General features: G+C 72.9%; 17 protein-coding genes. 3 read left to right on the top strand and 14 right to left on the bottom strand.

All coding sequences use genetic code 11. From position 1 onward, the window contains the following. Positions 1 to 7 precede the first annotated feature (7 nt). Positions 8 to 208, top strand: coding sequence for a hypothetical protein (locus ACIBVL_RS41365; protein WP_399106108.1), 201 nt, complete (start codon positions 8 to 10; stop codon positions 206 to 208). 27 nt (positions 209 to 235) lie between these two features. On the opposite strand, the gene ACIBVL_RS41360 is transcribed toward ACIBVL_RS41365, so the two are convergent. Together ACIBVL_RS41360 and ACIBVL_RS41355 are read right to left on the bottom strand one after the other, a co-directional pair. Next, positions 236 to 769: a TetR/AcrR family transcriptional regulator gene (locus ACIBVL_RS41360; RefSeq protein ID WP_399106136.1), complete on the bottom strand. Its 534-nt coding sequence runs from the start codon at positions 767 to 769 to the stop codon at positions 236 to 238. 22 nt (positions 770 to 791) lie between these two features. Next, complete coding sequence (locus tag ACIBVL_RS41355; protein WP_399106107.1) at positions 792 to 1,628, bottom strand: alpha/beta fold hydrolase; 837 nt, start codon at positions 1,626 to 1,628, stop codon at positions 792 to 794. 132 nt (positions 1,629 to 1,760) lie between these two features. Between ACIBVL_RS41355 and ACIBVL_RS41350 the strand changes: the two genes are divergently transcribed. Both ACIBVL_RS41350 and ACIBVL_RS41345 read left to right on the top strand, forming a co-directional pair. Next, the gene (locus tag ACIBVL_RS41350; protein WP_399106105.1) at positions 1,761 to 2,522 is read left to right on the top strand and encodes a ZIP family metal transporter; all 762 of its coding nucleotides are present in this window, start codon (positions 1,761 to 1,763) and stop codon (positions 2,520 to 2,522) included. Positions 2,523 to 2,576: 54 nt separating this feature from the next. Beyond that, on the top strand, positions 2,577 to 3,734 hold the full coding sequence (locus ACIBVL_RS41345) for an aromatic acid exporter family protein (RefSeq protein WP_399106103.1): 1,158 nt from the start codon (positions 2,577 to 2,579) through the stop codon (positions 3,732 to 3,734). Positions 3,735 to 3,779: 45 nt separating this feature from the next. On the opposite strand, the gene ACIBVL_RS41340 is transcribed toward ACIBVL_RS41345, so the two are convergent. The 12 genes from ACIBVL_RS41340 to ACIBVL_RS41285 form a co-directional block, all read right to left on the bottom strand. Beyond that, on the bottom strand, positions 3,780 to 4,769 hold the full coding sequence (locus tag ACIBVL_RS41340; protein ID WP_399106101.1) for a magnesium and cobalt transport protein CorA: 990 nt from the start codon (positions 4,767 to 4,769) through the stop codon (positions 3,780 to 3,782). A gap of 65 nt (positions 4,770 to 4,834) precedes the next feature. Then, a complete protein-coding gene (locus tag ACIBVL_RS41335; RefSeq protein WP_399106099.1) occupies positions 4,835 to 5,116 on the bottom strand; it encodes a hypothetical protein in 282 nt (93 codons plus the stop codon). Positions 5,117 to 5,306: 190 nt separating this feature from the next. Next, positions 5,307 to 5,771 (bottom strand): DUF3618 domain-containing protein, encoded by a 465-nt coding sequence (locus ACIBVL_RS41330; protein WP_399106097.1) that lies wholly within the window; start codon positions 5,769 to 5,771, stop codon positions 5,307 to 5,309. A 504-nt stretch (positions 5,772 to 6,275) separates the two neighbouring features. Continuing rightward, positions 6,276 to 7,295 carry an NADPH:quinone reductase gene (locus ACIBVL_RS41325; RefSeq protein WP_399106095.1) on the bottom strand — a complete coding sequence of 340 codons (1,020 nt, stop codon included), beginning with the start codon at positions 7,293 to 7,295 and terminating at the stop codon, positions 6,276 to 6,278. 42 nt (positions 7,296 to 7,337) lie between these two features. Continuing rightward, positions 7,338 to 8,231, bottom strand: coding sequence for an aldo/keto reductase (locus tag ACIBVL_RS41320; RefSeq protein WP_399106093.1), 894 nt, complete (start codon positions 8,229 to 8,231; stop codon positions 7,338 to 7,340). Further along, positions 8,228 to 8,785: a TetR/AcrR family transcriptional regulator gene (locus ACIBVL_RS41315; RefSeq protein ID WP_399106091.1), complete on the bottom strand. Its 558-nt coding sequence runs from the start codon at positions 8,783 to 8,785 to the stop codon at positions 8,228 to 8,230. The genes ACIBVL_RS41320 and ACIBVL_RS41315 overlap by 4 nt, the downstream gene beginning before the upstream one ends. 157 nt (positions 8,786 to 8,942) lie before the next feature. Next, positions 8,943 to 9,407, bottom strand: coding sequence for an HIT family protein (locus ACIBVL_RS41310; RefSeq protein ID WP_399106089.1), 465 nt, complete (start codon positions 9,405 to 9,407; stop codon positions 8,943 to 8,945). Between the two features lie 73 nt (positions 9,408 to 9,480). Further along, the gene (locus ACIBVL_RS41305) at positions 9,481 to 9,921 is read right to left on the bottom strand and encodes a hypothetical protein (RefSeq protein WP_399106087.1); all 441 of its coding nucleotides are present in this window, start codon (positions 9,919 to 9,921) and stop codon (positions 9,481 to 9,483) included. A 30-nt stretch (positions 9,922 to 9,951) separates the two neighbouring features. Next, positions 9,952 to 13,434, bottom strand: coding sequence for a CHAT domain-containing protein (locus ACIBVL_RS41300; protein WP_399106085.1), 3,483 nt, complete (start codon positions 13,432 to 13,434; stop codon positions 9,952 to 9,954). Continuing rightward, complete coding sequence (locus tag ACIBVL_RS41295; RefSeq protein WP_399106083.1) at positions 13,431 to 14,741, bottom strand: hypothetical protein; 1,311 nt, start codon at positions 14,739 to 14,741, stop codon at positions 13,431 to 13,433. Before ACIBVL_RS41295 ends, ACIBVL_RS41300 begins: the two co-directional genes overlap by 4 nt. Beyond that, positions 14,738 to 15,724, bottom strand: coding sequence for an AAA family ATPase (locus ACIBVL_RS41290; RefSeq protein WP_399106081.1), 987 nt, complete (start codon positions 15,722 to 15,724; stop codon positions 14,738 to 14,740). The genes ACIBVL_RS41295 and ACIBVL_RS41290 overlap by 4 nt, the downstream gene beginning before the upstream one ends. Then, positions 15,715 to 17,022: a toll/interleukin-1 receptor domain-containing protein gene (locus ACIBVL_RS41285; RefSeq protein ID WP_399106079.1), complete on the bottom strand. Its 1,308-nt coding sequence runs from the start codon at positions 17,020 to 17,022 to the stop codon at positions 15,715 to 15,717. The genes ACIBVL_RS41290 and ACIBVL_RS41285 overlap by 10 nt, the downstream gene beginning before the upstream one ends. Between the last annotated feature and the right edge of the window lie 45 nt (positions 17,023 to 17,067).

Genomic DNA, 17,067 nt, shown 5'->3' with positions numbered 1-17,067 from the left:
CGAAGGCGTGGTCGGGTACCCCCCGCTCCTGACGCGCTTCGAGGAGGACGCCGTCGGCAAGGACATCGCGGAGTTCGTCGTCGACCGCTGCCTCGCGGCGGGTTTCCACGGCGTCGTCCTGACCTCCAACGCGGCCCCCCACCACCCGATGTGGCACACGGACCGCGAGTGGATGCGACGGGTCAACGCCCGTGTGACCGCGGGCTGAACGCGGTCCCGGCCGAGAGGCGCATGCTCAGGTACCGCGCAGGCCCCGGTCGGTGAAGGCGATCAGCCACTCGAAGCTCTCGTCGATGTCGGCGCTCCACTGGAAGCCGCCCGCCGCCTGCAAGGTGGCGAAGCCGTGGCAGAGGCTGCGGAGCATGCGCAGGGCGTGGTCCACGTCGGGCTCTGCGATCTCGTAGCCGCGCAGGACCGCCATGAACGCGCCGAGCAGCCGCCGGCCCGCGGTGGTCAGCGGGTCGTCCGGGCCGGACGGTTCCACGCCGATCGTCGCGGCGTACCGGCCGGGGTGCTCCAGGACGAAGGCGCGGAAGGCGCGGGCCGCGGCCGCCAGGGCCTCGCGGCCCGCGTATCCCTGGACCGCGACGCCGACGGCGTCGGCGGCCTCGCTCAACGCCAGGGCGGCGATGCGCCGGTTGAGGTCTTCCTGGCCGGCCACGTGCTTGTACAGGGACGGGGTGCGCACGCCCAGTCGCTCGGCCAGCACCCCCATCGTCAGGTGGGCGAGGCCGACCTCGTCGGCGAGGGCGGCACCGGCCGCGACCACGGCCGCCGGGTCCAGGCCGGCCCTAGGCACGGGCGGCGTCCGGTCGGAGGAAGGCGAGCATGAGCGAAACCACCTGGTCGGGGAACTGGTCGTGAGGGTAGTGCCCGGCGCCCTCGATCATCTCGAGGCGGCCGAGGCCGGACGGCAGGGCATCGACGATCGCCGAGCCCTCGGCGTGCGGGTCGGCCCAGTCCGGGTCGAGCGTGCCCATCACGACCAGGACCGGGCAGCGGACGGTGCCGAGTTGCGCGCCGGCGTCGGTCGGGGCGCTGCGGCCCATGCCCTGCATGGCCTTCATCCGGCCCGGCTCGCGCAGCAGGGATTCGATGCGGCCGAGCCGCTCGGCCCAGTCGGCCGGCTTCACACCCGGGTAGGCCACGTCGAGGTACGAACGCCAGAGCCGCACACTGCCGAACATCCCCGTGCCGAGGAGCCGCAGCATGCCCCGCCGGAAGCGCCGCACCCGCAGGTCGCCGAGGCGGATCGACTGCTTGCGGGTGAACGGCGCCAACTCGACGACAGCGGTGACCAGTGAGGGCTCCTGCGCCGCGGCGATGGTGGCGGCGCCGCCGGAGACCGAGTGGCCGACGAGCACGGCCGGGCCGCCCAGGTGGCGGATCAGGGCGAGCAGGTCGCCGGCGATGGCGGTGCGGCTCCAGGCCGGCCAGCCGACGCCGGACTCGCCGCAGCCGCGCAGATCGACCGCGGCGACCCGATAGCCCGCCGCCACCAGCGGCGGGACCACGGCCCGGTACGCGGCGCGACTGTCACCCATGCCGTGCGCGAGAACGACCAGCGGCCCGGACCCCGCCACCTCGTACGCGATCGTGCCGCCGTCGACGGCCAGGTACTCGGTCATGACATCCCCCAGTTGGCTAACTCAGTTAGCTAAAAGCTATTCTCATTAGCCAACCCTGTCAAGACTCTGCGCGGTGGGCCCGGCCGTGCCGTCGTCCGTTGATCCACATTCGGAGTGGGTAGACGGGTCGGCATGGCTGAAGTGGTGCAGGCTGGACTGTGGGGGCTGGTGGCGGGCTCGGCCCTGTTGCTCGGTGCCGCGTTGGGTTACGGGCTGAGGGTGCCTCAGAAGGTGATCGCGACCGTGATGGCCTTCGGCGCCGGTGTGCTGATCTCGGCGGTCTCCTTCGAGCTGGTCGGGGAGGCGTACGAGCAGGCGGGGCTTGCTCCGGCGGCCGTCGGCACGCTGGCCGGCGCGCTGGCCTACACCGGGGGCAATGTGTGGCTGGCCCGTCGGGGCGCCCGGCACCGCAAGCGCTCCGGTCACCAGCGGACGGAGGCGCAGCCGTCGGAGGCGGAACAGGGCGGGTCCGGGATGGCGCTGGCGCTGGGCGCGCTGCTGGACGGGGTGCCGGAGTCCGCGGTGATCGGGGTGAGCCTGTTGGACGGCGGTGCGGTCGGTCTGGTGACCGTGGCGGCGGTGTTCATCAGCAACGTGCCCGAGGGACTGTCCAGTTCGGCCGGGATGAAGAAGGCCGGCCGCGGCCGACGCTACGTCTTCGGCGTCTGGGGGGCGATCGCCGCCGCGAGCACCGTGTCGGCGGTCCTGGGTTACACGGTGGTCGGTTCCTTCTCCCCCGCGGTGATCGCCGCGGTGACCGCGACGGCCGCCGGGGCGATCCTCGCGATGATCGCCGACACGATGATCCCCGAGGCGTTCGAGGACGCCCACCTGGCCATCGGGCTGATCACCGTGAGTGGCTTCCTGGTCTCCTTCGCCCTCTCCCACACCTGAGTGCAGGTGCGCACTGGGGCGCATCCGTCGTCCCTGGTGTGGCACTTGGGTGTCATGGAGTGGACAGGTTGGGCAGCAGGAGCGGTGCGGCGTCACAGCGGGGCTGCCGTGCGGGCCGCGCGGCGGGCGTGGAGGGAACCGGGCCGTGAACGCGATCTGATGGCGCAGGCCGGCAAGGCCGCGCTGGCCGCATGGGTGGCGTGGGCGGTGGCGGGCTGGTGGTTGCAGGCTCCGATGGCGTTCGTCGCTCCGTGGGTGGCGGTCGTGCTGGTGGAGTCGACGGTGTACCGGTCGATCGCGCACGGCCTGCAGCAGCTGGCGGCGATCGCGGTGGGCACGGTGCTGGCGACGGCCGTCGGGTTGGTGCTGGACAGCACGCTGGTCACGATGGCTGTGGTGCTTCCGGCCGTGCTGCTGCTCGCGCAGTGGCAGCGCCTGGGCAGCCAGGGCATCTACGCCGCGACCGGCGCGTTGTTCGTCCTCACCAACGCCCATGTCTCCCTGGCCACTTCGGGCGCGCGCATCGCGGAGGCGGTGTTCGGCGCGGTGGTCGGCGTCGCGGTCAACGCACTGGTCCGGCCTCCGGTGTACCTGCGGGACACCCGCGCCGCCCTGCGGGACGCCGCCCAGGAGGCGCAGGAGATCCTGGATGCGGTGGCCGAGGGGCTGGCCCACGGTGAGGGGGGCAGTTCCGCGGCCGGGGACTGGCACGAACGCGCCCTGCGTCTGGGCCGCCTGGTCGACCAGGCCCGCTCCGCGATCGGCTGGAGCCGGGAGAGCATGCGGGGCAATCATCGCGGGCGCCGTTCGGGTACCGTCTCGCCGCCGGGCCAGGCCTACGACGATGCGCTGGCCGTACTGGACCAAGTCGCCGTGCACACCGCGGGAGTGACCCGCACGGTGCTGGAGACCGTGAGCCACGACGACAGGGCACCCCTCCCGGGGCGGCGGATCACCGGCCCGTACGCAGACTTCCTGCGTCACACCGCTCGCGCGATCGGCCTGTACGGTCGGACCCGGTTCGCGGAAGCCGGGTCCGGACAGCCCGCCCACGGGGGGCTGCGCGAGGCTGTCCAGGAGCTACGCCGCAGCCTCGACGAACTCCATCGGGCACTGCCCGGTGCCGTGGCCGATGAGCCCGACGCACTGGCTACTCAGGGCGCGCTGTTGGCCCAGGCCCGCCGTCTGGCCGATCAGCTCGTCCCGGACTGACCCACCCTGGAGCGGCGTCGGCCGTGGTGCCGCCGCTCCCGACGTTCACAGCCAGCCGTTGTGGCGGAACGTCCGGTGCAGCAGGGTCGCGGCGGCGACCATCACGGTGATGGCGAGCGGGTATCCGTAGGTCCAGCTCAGTTCCGGCATGTGCGCGAAGTTCATGCCGTAGATCCCGGCGACCAGGGTCGGGATGGCGAGGATGGCGGCCCAGGCCGAGATGCGGCGCATGTCGTCGTTCTGCCAGGTCCCCACCCGTGCGAGGTGGGCGTCGAGGGCGGAGTTGAGCAGCTCGTCCAGGGAGCGCACCTCGGTGTCGGTGCGGTGCATGTGGTCGGCGACGTCGCGGAAGTACGGCAGCATCTCCTCCGGCCACCCGGTATGGGGGCCTGCGAAGTCCTGCACCACCGGGACCAGGGGCTGGACGGCGTCGCGGAATTCCAGGACCTCGCGTTTGAGGGAGTAGATCTGCTCGGTGAGGTCCTCGCGCTCCGGGGAGAACACGCGCCGCTCCAGCGCGGTCAGGCCGGTGCGGACCTGGAGGGCGGCCTCGGTGTAGGAGTCGACCACCGTGTCGAGGACGGCGTGCAGCACGGCGACGGGCCCGAACCGCAGCAACCGCGGGTCATCGGCGAGCCGCCGGGCCGCCTCGCCGGTGGGGTCGGCCGGTCCATGACGCACGGTCAGAGCGAAACGGGGACCCGTGAAAGCCATCACCTCGCCGGTCTCCACCTCCCGGCCGTCCTTGACGTACCACAGCGTCTTCAACGCCACCGCGAGCACGTCTCCGTACCGCTCCTTCTTGGGCCGCTGGTGCGCCTCCCCGGCGTCCTCGACCGCCAGCGGATGCAGCCCCAACGGGCCCGCCAGTTCCTCCAGGTCGTCGGGGCCGGGATCGTCCAGATGCACCCAGCAGAACTCGCGTTCCCCCACACGCTTCAGACTGTCCAGCACCGCCGCACGGCCCCCGTCGACCTGGCGGCAGTCCACCTGCTCCGGCTCGCCCGTCGGCTCACGGTAGATGACACACCTCATACATCACGCATGCACCGCAACGGCGATTGCATGCCTGCCGTCCACCCACGGGCAGCCGCCGCGGCTCAACGAGGCGCGCTGTCGTCGGGATGAGGGGGGTAGAGCGACCGCAGCCGGTTCCACTGCCCGCTGAGAAGTTCTTCGGCCTCACGCAGCACGGGGTCGGAGGCGGCGGCGTCGGGCAGCGCCGGGGGGAGATCACCGGCCCGGTCGTCTGCGGTGGGGCCGGTGGGGTGTCGGTGGGGGCGGGCGGCACCTGAGCGGGAGGTCATCCACCATCGGGCCAGCAGTACCGCGGCGGTGATGGCCGCGGCGGCCAGGGTCAGCACTGAGCGGTGCGCGGTCACGGTTTCCTCTTCCGGTCCCGGGCCGACTTGCAGGGCTACCGCCGGCGGCGCCACAGCGCCCGGAAGGGCGGGGCGCCGCCGGCGGAGGGGCGATCAGTCGCGCCGGGTACCGGTCAGGCGGCGGGTGGCGTCGGTGTCCGGCCGGTCTGCGGCGGTTTCGATCCAGTTGCGGGTTTCGGTGCCTCGACGGCTACTTTCCGCCTCGGCGGCGCAGCAGCAGCCACGTGGCCACCCCCACGCCGCCGGCCACGAGCAGCAGGGTGCGGTGGTCACGGGCGGCCCGGGCGCCCTGCCCGGCCTTGGCGCGGACCGGTTCGGGGGCCTTGTCCTGCCATACCTGACCGGCCTGTCCGGCCTTGGCCCTCACCTGTTCGGCGGCTGTGGTGGCCTTGTCCTTGACCGGGTCGGGCAGCTTGTCCTGCACCAGGTGCGCAGCCTCGGCGGCCTTCACCTTGACCTGCCCGGTCAGCTCTGCGGCCTTGGCGCCCGCCTGCTCCTTGAGCACGGTCGCCTTCTGCTGCGCGCGGGCCTTGACGTCCGTCCTGGCGGCCAGTTCCTCGACCGTCTCCCCGAGCTCGTGGCGGGTCTGCTCGACCTGCTCCCGCAACTGCTCGGGGCTGGAGGCGGTGGATTCGTCGTGGGGCGGCTGAGTCATCGCCGTGCACTCTCCTTGATCTCGCTGCCGGTAGCAGTAGCGCCCTGGCCGGACGCCTCGGCCTGTGCCGTGGGCCGGGGCATGCTGCCCTCACCGTGCTCCCGTGTACCCGGGAACGGACGTATCATCCAGCGGACCTGCGGTTCCGGTGGCATACGGCCGTCACCAGGGCAAGCGCCGGGCCAGGTGGGGAGCACGGCTGCTGGGGCGAGACCCGGTCGCGGCGCCGGTGGCGCCGTCGGCGACCCTCACATCGCCGGGGGCGGTGCCCCAGCCACGCCTGCCGGCCGCCGTTTTCGGGTGAGTGCGTCGCGGTCGGTGATGCCGTGCACGAACGGTTCCACGACGGCTTCGCGGCCCGTGGCCGACATTGCGGCGGGCAGCACGCCGAGGGCTTCGAGGACGTGGCCCCGCCGCACGAGGTCGGTGGAGTCTGCGGCCCGCCACGGGGGGGCGGGAAACGGTGTTCTCCCTGGACCGTCAGCGGATCACGAAGGGCTCGGACTACCGCGTGACGTCCACCAGGACCTTGCCGACGGCGCCGCTCTCCACCGCCCGGTGCGCGTCGGCGGTGCGGTCGAGCGGAAAGCGGACCAGCGGCAGGCCGTGCTCCTCGCCGACCGGCAGGGCGCCGTCGCGGACTGCGGCGGCGACGTCCTCGGCGGCCGTGGCGCGCGCCTTTGGTCCGGCCGTGTAGAGCACCAGGAACTGGAGGCGGGCGTTCAGCACCATGTTCCGCAGCACGTCCAGTTCGACCGGCTTGCCACCGTCGTTGGCGTAGGTGGAGATCGTGCCGCGTGTCCGCAGTACTGCCAGGTCCAGCGCGAGGTTCGCGCCGAGCGCGACCTCGGCAACGATGTCGACGCCGTCCGGGGCGATCTCGCGGATCTCGGCGGCCGGGTCGCCCTCGCGATAGTTGATCACGTGGTGGGCCCCGGCGGCGGTGGCCAGCCGGGCCTTCTCCGGGCCGCTGACCGTGCTGATCACGGTGGCGCCGGCCCATCGGGCGAGCTGGATCACCGCGTGCCCGACCGCCCCGGCCCCGCCCGCGGCGAGCACCACCGCGCCGTCGAGCGCCCCGGGCCGCAGACGGCGCGGCCCGTCCTCGGCGACGGTGAGCGCGCGGTGCGCGGTGAGCGCGGGAACGCCGAGTGCGGCGCCGACGTCGAAACCGGCGTCGTCGGGCAGCGGCACGGCCTGTTCGGCGGGCACGACGGTGAACTCGGCGGCGGTACCGGTGGGTCGCCCGGCGGCGGCCATGAACAGCCAGACCCGCTGACCGACCCGGCCCTCGTCGATCCCCTCACCGACGGCGTCGATCGTGCCGGCGCCGTCGAGGTGCGGTGTGACCTCGGAGAAGTGCTTGGTGTGGGCTGGGCCGGAGCGGGCCTGCCAGTCGGTCGGGTTGACCCCGGACACCGCAACCCGGACGCGTACCTCGCCGGGGCCGGGCGCGGGCAGGTCACGGTCGACGAGCCGAAGAACGTCGGGGCCGCCGTTGTCGCGGTAAATGATCGCCTTCATGTTCCATCCTTGGTAACTCAGAGCCTGGTGAAGAAGCAGCAGTCAGCCGATGGGGACCTCGTTGGAGCGGGACTCGACCGCATCGAGCGCGGCGAGGCTCGCGGGGTCGAGGGTGATCTCGCCGACCGTCATGTTGGCCTCGAGATGGGCGGCGTCGGCGGTGCCGGGGATGAGGAGCACGTTCGGGGCGCGGTGCAGCAGCCAGGCCAGGCCGACCTGGGAGGGCGTGACGCCCAGGGTCTCGGCCACGGCGTGCACCGCCGGCTCGTCGGTCGCCTTGGGCAGGGCCGGGGAGGCGCCTCCGAGCGGGAAGAACGGCACCCAGGCGATGCCCTCGGCCGCGCACAGTTCGAGCATGTCCTCGTCGTCGCGGGAGACGAGACTGTAGGCGTTCTGCACACAGGCGATACCGGCCGGCAGGGCGCGGCGCAGACCGTCGATGGTGACGCTGCTCAGGCCGATCGCGCCGATCTTGCCCTCGTCGCGCAGGGCGGTCATCACCGCGAGCTGGTCATCGAGGTCGACCACTTGGTCGCCCTCGGGACGCAGGCCGGGGCCGGAGTCGAGGCGCCGGAGGTTGACCACCGGGAGCCGGTCGACGCCGAGGCTGCGCAGGTTGTCCTCGACGCCGGCCCGCAGCTGTTCGGGCCGCTGCGCCAGACGCAACGGCAGGGGCCCGCCCGGGTCGGGGGCGGCACCGACCTTGGTGACGACCAGGACGCCGTCCTCGGCGCGCAGCACCTCGCGGATCACGTCGTTGGCGAAACCGAAGCCGTAGAACTCGGCGGTGTCGACATGGTCGACGCCCAGCTCGATCGCGCGGCGCAGCAGCGCTACGGCGTCGCGGCGGCGGTCGTGCAGCCGCTCGAGCTGTAACGCGCCGTAGCCGATCCGGGCAACGGTGCGGTCGGCGAACGAGGCGGTCGGGGTGGTCATGACGATGTCTCCTCGGGCGGTGATTGCAGGGCGGTGTACAGCAGTTCGGCCTGGTAGAGCGCCAACACCCGGTGGGCGATCGGGGTGGCGCGTGCCTCGGCGTCGGCCGGCTCGTGGTGCTTGACCTTGACCAGCCACGCCGTGACGCAGCCGTGCAGCATCGCGCGCATCCGGTCGGTCATGTCGACGACGATCTCGCGGATGACCGGGTTGGTGGTCGCCTCGCCCCAGGTCTGCACGCCGACCCGGGCGGCCGCGGGGTCGATCGCGGCGATCAGGCGGGCGAGCAGCTCGTCCGGGTCGGGCGGGGTGTCGCTCGCGGCGTACTCGCTGAGGACCTTTGCCCGCTGGGCGAGCACCTCGCGGGTGGAGGCCTGGACCAGGTCGGCCTTGTTGCGGTAGTGGGCGTAGATGGAGCCGGCCGAGAGCCCGGACTCGGCCGTGATGTCGGCGATCGAGGTCCGCTCCAGGCCGTTGCGCCCGAAGCAGCGTACGGCGGCCTCGGTGATCTGGGCGCGCCGGAGCTCCTTGCGCGCGTCGGTGAGCCGGGGCATCACGGTCCTCCCTCAAAAAGAACAGTGGTTCTGCTTGCAGGACTATACAAGCAGAACCACTGTTCTTTTTGTGGTGGGGCGCGCTGACCTCGAAGTCCGCCTGCCGCACCTCGCCGAACCACGAAGCGGAGGTGAGCACGGCGGCACCGGCTCGGGTCTATCGGGTCCAGGGGATGCTTCGCGTCCGTGCGATCGCTTCCGTCAGGGCCGCGGCCAGACGGTCCTGTTCCTCCGTGTCCGCTGCTCGGGGCGTGGGCCACAGGGGGCCCATGGCGTCGCCCGTCCAGCGGGGTACCAGATGCATGTGCAGGTGGAACACCGTCTGCGAGGCGGCCTCGCCGGCCGAGTTGATGAGGTTCAGTCCTTCCGGCGAGAGCGCCGCCTCGATGCCGCGTGCGACCAGCAGCACGGAGTCCATCACGGGGTGCGCGGTCTCGGGAGTGAGCTGCCACAGGTCCCTGACGTGCTGCCTGGGCACGACCAGGGTGTGCCCGGGTGTGGCGGGATTGAGCGGAAGGAAGGCCAGCGCGTGCGGTGACTCGTGGACGATCCGCGCGGGAGCCCGGCCCGCGACGATCTCGCAGAAGGGACAGCTCTCGGCTCCGCGTCCGCCTGCCGACATGGCCGCACCGTACAGCACGCCGATCATGTGACGGAAGCGGCGCGACCGACGTGCCGGGGCCGGGCTCCGTGGCTCAATGCCCCGTGAAGGCCGCCGCGGCGGCGAAGGCCAGATCGACGGTCGTGATGACCCCGTAGAAGTTGATCATCGTGCGGGACATGGCCACCTTCCCCCAGGTGACCACCGGCAGATAGGGCTGCACGTTCATGGAGAACGGCGGCACCGCGGACGTACGGGCCCGCACGTCGTCGTACAGCTTGCGGAACAGACGCTCCTGCCTGAGGTAGTAGGAGTCGAGCAGCCAGAATCCGAGGACGGGGATCAGTCCCGCCGCCGCGAGCTGCCAGCTCAGCCGGTTGACCAGGACCCCGAAGAAGACTCCGCCGACCGTCATGGTCCATCCCTTGATCAGGAACGAGCCGTTGCCCAGGCGGGCCACCACCGCCTGGATGAACTCCAGATGCTTGATCTCGTCGGCTGTGTACGACGTGGCGACGTCACTGGTGGAAGTCACGGGGGTCTCCGGTTGGTCTCTGAGTGTGGTCTACGTGCCGATGTGCACCAGGTGGTAGGGCGGCCGGTCCCGGCCCGGCTGGTGAACGGCCGTGCTCGCCCGGTGCAGGGCGAAGGGGGCCAGGTCGGGTCGGGGGAGCCGGTCGCGGTCGAGGAGCGCGTCGTAGAAGCGGGTGACGAGCGCGTCGACACCCCGGGCGGAGGTGCCGGGTGGTGCCAGGGAGGTGACGACGTGCCGGCATCCCGCCCGGCGCAGGCCGCCGGCCAGGGTGTCCCAGTCGGGTTCACTGCCTGCGCCGACGGACTCGCCGTAGGCGGACAGGACCGCTAGGCGGGTCCGGGACAGATCGGCCGCGGCGATGTCGGTACCGGTGAGCGGTCCGTCCGCCAACGCGATCGCCCAGCCGCCGTCGGGGTGCGGCACCGGGCGGCCGACGAGGTGCACGACCTCCACGTCCGAGGCGGCTTCGAGGACGGCCAGCCGGGTGGCCTGGTCACCGGCGAGGAGATCGAACTCCATGCCCGTGCCCCTGATCGCGCGCACCTCTGCCTCGGCCCGTGCCGTCCAGGCCGCGTCGCCCGCACCCGGAGAGACCACCACCACGGGCCGCGCACGCGTCGCGGAGACCTCTCCAGGACCGGCGGGTACGGCGGCGCCGGGGAACTCGGCCGGGGAGGAGACGTACGAGGGTACGGCGTCCGCACCGCCCCGTTCCGGGGACCATGCCTCGTGGACGGGAAGGCGGGAGAGCGGCCCCGTAGGGCACCAGAACAGACGGCGTGGCCCGGAGGCGTCCCCGCCGCGCGCACCGCGTTCGAGTTCCTGGACCACCGGCCGGAGCGCCTCGCGCAGGTCGGGGTCCCCCGGCGACCACCCGCGCGCGGTCGCTGCGGTGAGGCCGGGCACGGCCACGGCGGTGACCGCCCCGCCGTCGAGGATCAGCGCGGCACCACCCACGTCCGCCGCGAGGAGCACGGCCACCGGACCCTCGTCACCCGTCACTCGCGGCGCCCCGTCGGCCGAGTGGGCGGAGATCCGGGAGAGTTCACGGCGCAGCCTGGAGCGCCGCCTCCATTCCGGCTGGCAGGAACCGGCGTGGTGTCCGTACAGGGACCGTGCGGCCAGGACGACGCGGTGGACCGCCAGGCCTCGCTCCAGGAGGCGCACGGCCTCGGCGGGCGGCTCGCCGGCCGCGAGCGCGCACGCGGCGGCGTTCTCCGCCGCTCCGGCCACGCTCTCCGTCACGGCGTGGAACCCGACCCTGTCGAGGCGTTCCCAGTCGGTCCGCTCCAGCAGTGCGAACCATCGATCGTGGGCCCGAACCGCCAGCGGCATGGCGTCCGCCGCGATCGCGAGCCGCGCCGCGGTCCGGGCCGCGGCGATCCGGTCCGCGTGGGGTCCGGGTCGCGCGGCGTCCGCGGCGTCGAGGTTGAGCAGAGCCGCCGCCCGCGTCTCCTGCGGATGACGGCGCAGCCATGCGTCGTTCGCCGCCACCCGTGCGAGACAGGCCGTCAGTTCCAGGCGGGGCAGGGGGCCCGGATCCGTGCGGAGGAGCTCACGGCCGAGCCGTACCGCCTCGTCGAGTCCGGCCACCGCACGGTCCGGCAGCCGACTGCCCTCGGTCAGGTCCAGCCAGTCCGACCAGGCTCGCAGCAGTTCACCGACGGCCTGTCCGAGCGACGGTGCCGCACCCCGTTCCGCCGGCGGCCCGGCGGCCGAGGGAGCACGGGTCAGCACCCGCCGCAGCAGCCGCACCGCCCCGTAGGCCTCGTCGACGCTGCCGGTCAGCCGGGCGAGCTGACGCCGGGCCCGGGCCAGCAGGACGAACGCCGGCACCGCCGCCTCGTCGGCGGGCAGCGGGGCTTCCGGGTCGGGTGAGAAGAGAGCGGCCGCGCGCTCGAGAACACCGCGGTCACCGTCGGCCGCGTACCGGCGAAGGTACTTCTCGAGCACCCGGGCGAGGAGCTGGTACCTCGTGGGGAACGAGCCTGCGCCCTGCCCGGTGGACGCCGGGCCGCCGCCGACCGCGTGGCGCACCGCGCGCTCGGCGACCTCCCGGGCGTGACCGTCGCCCCACGGTTGGTCCTTCGGCCACGGGCGGCTCACGACGGCTGTCACCCATTGGCGTGACTCCGCTCCAACCCGCCGTGCCAGCCTCTCCCGGTCCGCGTGGAGAAGGTCCCGCAGGGGCACCAGGACGGGCCGGGGCGCCCCGCTCCTCGCCGCCCAGGCGTTGAGGATCTCGATCTGGTCGTGCACGACGGCGGAGCCGAGCAGTTCCCGGTCCAGCAGGAACACCACCGCGTCCATCCGCTCCGGCCAGGTGGCGGGGGCGTCACCCCTCCGGTGACGCGCCGGCCACAACGCACCCAGGTCGCGGACGTCGTAGCCGAGTCGGCGAAGGCGCGCGTCCACCTGGTCGCGGACCTTCCGCGAGAAGGAGTCCAGGGAGGCGGAGTTCAGGAACACCGTCGGGGGCGGGTCCGGGGACGAAGCATGCCCGCTCGACGGCGAGCGGAGCGCCCCGAACGGGTCGTAGACGTGACCGTTCGCGGCGACGAGCCGGGTGGCGATGGTGCACCCGGGCACGGTGACGCGTTCGTCCGGGGAGACATGGAGCGGTCGGGCGCGGCCGTCCGTACCCGTACGCAGTTCCAGGACCACGGGATCGGTCGCGGGCACGCTGATGAGCAGGGTGTCCGGCTCGCCCTGACCGTCCCCTCCGATGTGCAGCGCGTCGCCGACGGGACGGACGGCGATGCGGGTGTCGGGGACCTCCGCCTCCCCCGACGCCGCCACCGCGCGCACGACCAGTGCGGCGTCCCGGCAGTCGATGTGGGCGGGCGCATCCTCGCCGACGGTGGTGTCCGGCTCCAGGAACGACGCGATGGACCGGAACTGCCAGCCGGTGACGGTACGTCCGAGCCTCGGCGGCAGACGCCGGGCCACGGTGACGATCCAGTCGGCGATCGCCTCACGCCCCCGTTCCTCGACCAGGGCCCGCAGAACCGAACGCAGGGCCTCCTCGGCCCGCCGTACCCCGGCACCGTCGCCCTCGTCGCGGGACAGGAGCCACAGGACCTCCTCCTCGATCCGCATGAGCGGGGAGAGATGACGGTGGCAGCCGGTGATCAGATCACGCAGACGGTCCGCCGGCGCGATGCCCGGCGGCGACGCGCAGCGCGCGAGGACCTCGGGCAGCCGCGGCCGCAGCGCACGCTGGACGTCGAGCCGGAGCACCAGGGCCCGCGCGCTGCGGGTCGCGGCCCACTCGCTGAACCAGAGGTCGGACTCCGCCCCCACGTCGGCCTGCGGCAGCAGTGCGACCCGAACGGCCCGCATCAGCTCGGGCTCGACCCGGACGGTCGTGCTGAGCAGCGTGGCAAGGTCGACGGCGTGGGCCGCGGGGGCGGGCGGAAGCATCCGCCTTCTTTCGTTCACCTCCTCGTCGTTCCTGGCGTCGTTCGTGTCGTCGTTCGTGTCGTCGTCGGCGTTGGCGGAACCGGGGTTCACGGCATTCCGCTCCTGCTCCGGTACGGCGCCCAGGGGGCGCCGCAGCGCTCGCGCCAGGCGCCCACCTGGGCGGCCACCCGGCCGACGGTGGTGCCACGGTCCCAGCACAGCACCGGCATCACCGCCGACAGCCACCCCGGCACGCGCCGCTGCGGCACCGGGAGCAGGGCCAGCGGACGGGCTCCGCCACGCCGCACCGCGTCGGCGAAGCGCTGCCACTCCTCCGGGGTGCTCCTGGCGTGTTCACCGGGCAGGCCGGTCGTCCCGCAGTCGCTGAGCAGGAGGACCGCGCCACCGCGGGGCGGCGGGCTGTAGGCCTCCCATGTCCACGACGGTCCCGTGCCCGCACCGCGCAGCGGGGAACGCGCGAAGTGGAGCTCCTCCGTCTTGTCCCTGCCGACCAGGGCACGGATCCGCGTGCACAGCTCGGCCTGGTCCCGGGCGAACGGTTCCATGGCGGGGCCGTGGTCGACTAGAACCTGCACTCCGTGCCGCAGCGTCCGCCGTTCACGCCGGGGCAGGGAGGCCAGGGGCAGCCCCCGGGCGAGGATGTCCACCACGTCCTCGATCTCCACGTCTCCGTCCCGTGCGGTTCCCGACAGCGCCGCCTCCAGCAGCGCGACCGTCGAACTGCGGGCCAGCAAGGGCGTGTACGGCGGCTGACGGCGCATCAGTTCCCGGTCGGGCCTGGGCAGTGCGTCCCGGGTCCAGATCTGCTGCCACTCGCGAACAGGCTCGGCGGGCACCAGCACACGAGGTGGAGGAGGCTCCTCGCGGTGCGGGGGCAGCGGCTCGTGGGCCGGGTCCGGATCGGCCCCCGAGGTGGTGCCCAGGACGTGTGCGGCCCGCGTGCCTCGACCGGCTCTGCCCTCGGCGGGGGCCGCGGAGCGAAGCGGGCCGTCCCCGTCCGGGGTGCTCCCCGGGGGCGGCGGGTGGCCGGACGCCCTGCCGGGCGCAGGGGCGGCGCTCCCCCGGACGTCCGTCGAGGACGCGCCGGCCGGCGTCGGCTCCCGGCCCGGGACCGGGTCGAGGCGGAGGACGGCGGTGTCCGAAGGCCGGGACGGAGTGCGGAGCCCGTCGCCGTACGGCCGTCGCCCCGCCCCCGGCCTTGCCCGCGAGCCCGGCTCGAGACCCTCCGAGCCCGGCCCGAGCCCCAGCAGCCGGGCGATGCGCCAGAAGCCCTCCTCGTCGGCGGGGGCGATCTCCGCCAGGGCCACCGCGAGATCGCCGAGCCAGACGTCCGCGCGGCCGGGGACGTCCCGCCCGCCGGTCCTCCGGCGCGCACGCCGGTCGTCGTCGTGTGTCACGCCGTCGGACCCTCCCCCGGCTGCTGGTACTTCAGGAGTACGAGGTCGCGCAGGCGTCCCCAGCGCCCGTCTCCCGGGACGCTGATACCGAGCGAGAGACACGCGTACAGCGCGTCCAGGTACTCGGCGGTGCTCGGCGCCCGTACCCGGTCCTTGTGCGCCTGCGCGCGGGCCTTCTCCACCTCTTCCGCGACGGCCTCGGCCAGCTTCGTCCAGTTGCCGGGGGCCTCCCTGTCCTTGAGGTGTTCACGGGCGATCTCGACCAGCCCGTCCTTGTCCGGGACCGGGAGCGACGCGACGACGCACCGCCGCAGGAACGCCTGCGGCAGTTCGCGCTCGTCGTTGGTCGTGATCACCACGAGGTGGCGGGTGGCCACGGGACCCGTCGCGGTCGCGCGTTTCAGCCGTACGACGTCGCCGGTCTCCGCCACGGTGAACTCGGCCGCGCCCAGCGGCACGAGCAGTCCGTTGGGCACATCCGGGTCCGCCTTGTCGATCTCGTCGATCAGGACGACCGCGCCGTCCGCCTTCCGCCGGGCGTTCGTCTCGGACAGCGGCTCGGGACACTTGTCCAGACCCGGCAGGTCCGGGCGTCCTCTCCGCAGTGCCGAGTCCCGGGCGTACGCCCACCACAGCGGTCCCGGACGCACGTACTTGCGGTCGTCGAGCGCGCCGTCGCCGTTGCGCGCCTGCGCGTCCGCGAGGCGCCGCACCGTGTCGAAGGTCCAGAGCAGGTCGGTGGCCTGGGTGCGGTAGGTGACCACGTGCTCGTAGTACCGCCAGTCCAGCTTCTCCGCGATGTGGGCGGCGAGCGAGGACTTGCCGCAGCCCGGGCTGCCTCTCAGCAGCAGCGGGCGGCCGGTGGCGAGAGCCACCTCCACGGCCAGCCTTCCCTCCTCGGGCATCAGATAGCGGGATCCGTCCCCCCGGTCCGTGGTGCCCCAGGTGCGGACGTGGGCGTAGGTGTCGGGCTTCAGCGGCATGCGGTGCTCCAGGGCGTGGGATACGGATCTTCCACACGGACGGCGTCGTTGAGCCGCAGGACCCGCTCGTGGCCGTTCAACTCCTCGTCGTAGTCCAGCGCGGGTCGGGCCACGACGGCGTCCTCGAGGCCCCAGCGCTTCTGCTCGGTGTCGTCCGGTGGTGCGTCCTCCAGGAGGGCGACGACATGGAGCCAGGGGGCCTTGTACCGGAGCTCCTCGACGACGGCGGCAAGTCTTCGCCGCCCGCGCGACTCGACGGGCATGATGACGAACACGTTCTTGCCCGGGTCTGGCCACTTCTCCTCCCCGACCCGGAACCTCAACCGGCCCAGGGCCTTCCGCAGGCCTTCCAGGACGTCGATCGCGGCTCCCTCCTCGTCCGGCCCCAGCGGGTCGAGCGACACGTCGACGTAACGTGCCGGGTCCTGGCGCATCGCACGTCCTATGTGGTGCTCCGCCGTCTTCTGGATGCGGGCGGTGAGGAGGATGGTCCTGCCCTCCGGTGCGCCCTTGTCGGGGACGAAGGCGCGTGCCGCCTCCTCCTTCACCCACGTCGGTGCCAGGTCCTGCGCGAGGCTGGGTCCCTGTCCGCACAGCGACGGGGCGAGATGACTCACGGCATGGGGAACGGTGTCTCCGAGTTCCGCGTCCAGCAGCGTCCGGGCGAGGAAACGCGCTCCGTTGAAAATCCGTGCCCGGTGTGCTTCGCGGCGCTCCAGCCCGAGCTTGAGCGCCGCGGTCTCCAGCACCTTTCCGTCCGTACGCCCCAGCTGCTGGGAGACCCTCTCCACCCAGGCGCACATGGCCATGCCCTCGCAGGGGAGCACTCGCAGCGGAGCGAATTTCCCGACGACGTCGACGGCTATCGGCCGCGCATCGGTCCCCTTCGCGTACGTGAGCGCCTGTTTGATGTTCAGAACGCCGAGGCCAGCCGCCGCCAGGTCCTGCGGCTGGACGCCGTCGAGCAGGACCACGAGCAGGAAGATCCCCTGCCTGTCGTGGCGCTGACGCAGGATCTCCGCCTCCCTGCGCGGCCAGTCCCGCGGGAGCGCCTCACGGGCGAGGACGCACACAGCCGCGTCGCAACGGTCCAGCTCCTCGCGGATCTGGTCCTCCCAGTCCTCCTGCTGATGCAGTGACTGCCGGTCCAGGAACACCTCGTACCCGGCCTCCGCCAGAGCCTCCCGGATCTCCTCGCACACCTCCCAGCTGTAGGGGCTCTCCGCCGAACCGTGGCTGATGAAAACCCGCTGCCGTGTACTCGCGCAGCCGTCCACCGGGCCTTCCTTGCATGTCACGCGCGTCTTCCTTTTCCTTTCGCACGGACCGGCGGGTGGCCCCGC

The sequence above is a fragment of the Streptomyces sp. NPDC049687 genome, from assembly GCF_044465285.1.
Classification (GTDB): domain Bacteria; phylum Actinomycetota; class Actinomycetes; order Streptomycetales; family Streptomycetaceae; genus Streptomyces.
This window is presented reverse-complemented; position numbering and strand designations above follow the sequence as displayed.

Bases quoted from the DNA above. Each gene is read 5' to 3' on its own strand.
- ACIBVL_RS41310 (WP_399106089.1), bottom strand. From the start codon at position 9,407: ATGTCGGCAGGCGGACGCGGAGCCGAGAGCTGTCCCTTCTGCGAGATC.
- ACIBVL_RS41290 (WP_399106081.1), bottom strand. From the start codon at position 15,724: ATGCCGCTGAAGCCCGACACCTACGCCCACGTCCGCACCTGGGGCACC.
- ACIBVL_RS41350 (WP_399106105.1), top strand. From the start codon at position 1,761: ATGGCTGAAGTGGTGCAGGCTGGACTGTGGGGGCTGGTGGCGGGCTCG.
- ACIBVL_RS41340 (WP_399106101.1), bottom strand. From the start codon at position 4,769: ATGAGGTGTGTCATCTACCGTGAGCCGACGGGCGAGCCGGAGCAGGTG.
- ACIBVL_RS41345 (WP_399106103.1), top strand. From the start codon at position 2,577: ATGGAGTGGACAGGTTGGGCAGCAGGAGCGGTGCGGCGTCACAGCGGG.
- ACIBVL_RS41315 (WP_399106091.1), bottom strand. From the start codon at position 8,785: ATGCCCCGGCTCACCGACGCGCGCAAGGAGCTCCGGCGCGCCCAGATC.
- ACIBVL_RS41320 (WP_399106093.1), bottom strand. From the start codon at position 8,231: ATGACCACCCCGACCGCCTCGTTCGCCGACCGCACCGTTGCCCGGATC.
- ACIBVL_RS41325 (WP_399106095.1), bottom strand. From the start codon at position 7,295: ATGAAGGCGATCATTTACCGCGACAACGGCGGCCCCGACGTTCTTCGG.
- ACIBVL_RS41355 (WP_399106107.1), bottom strand. From the start codon at position 1,628: ATGACCGAGTACCTGGCCGTCGACGGCGGCACGATCGCGTACGAGGTG.
- ACIBVL_RS41330 (WP_399106097.1), bottom strand. From the start codon at position 5,771: ATGACTCAGCCGCCCCACGACGAATCCACCGCCTCCAGCCCCGAGCAG.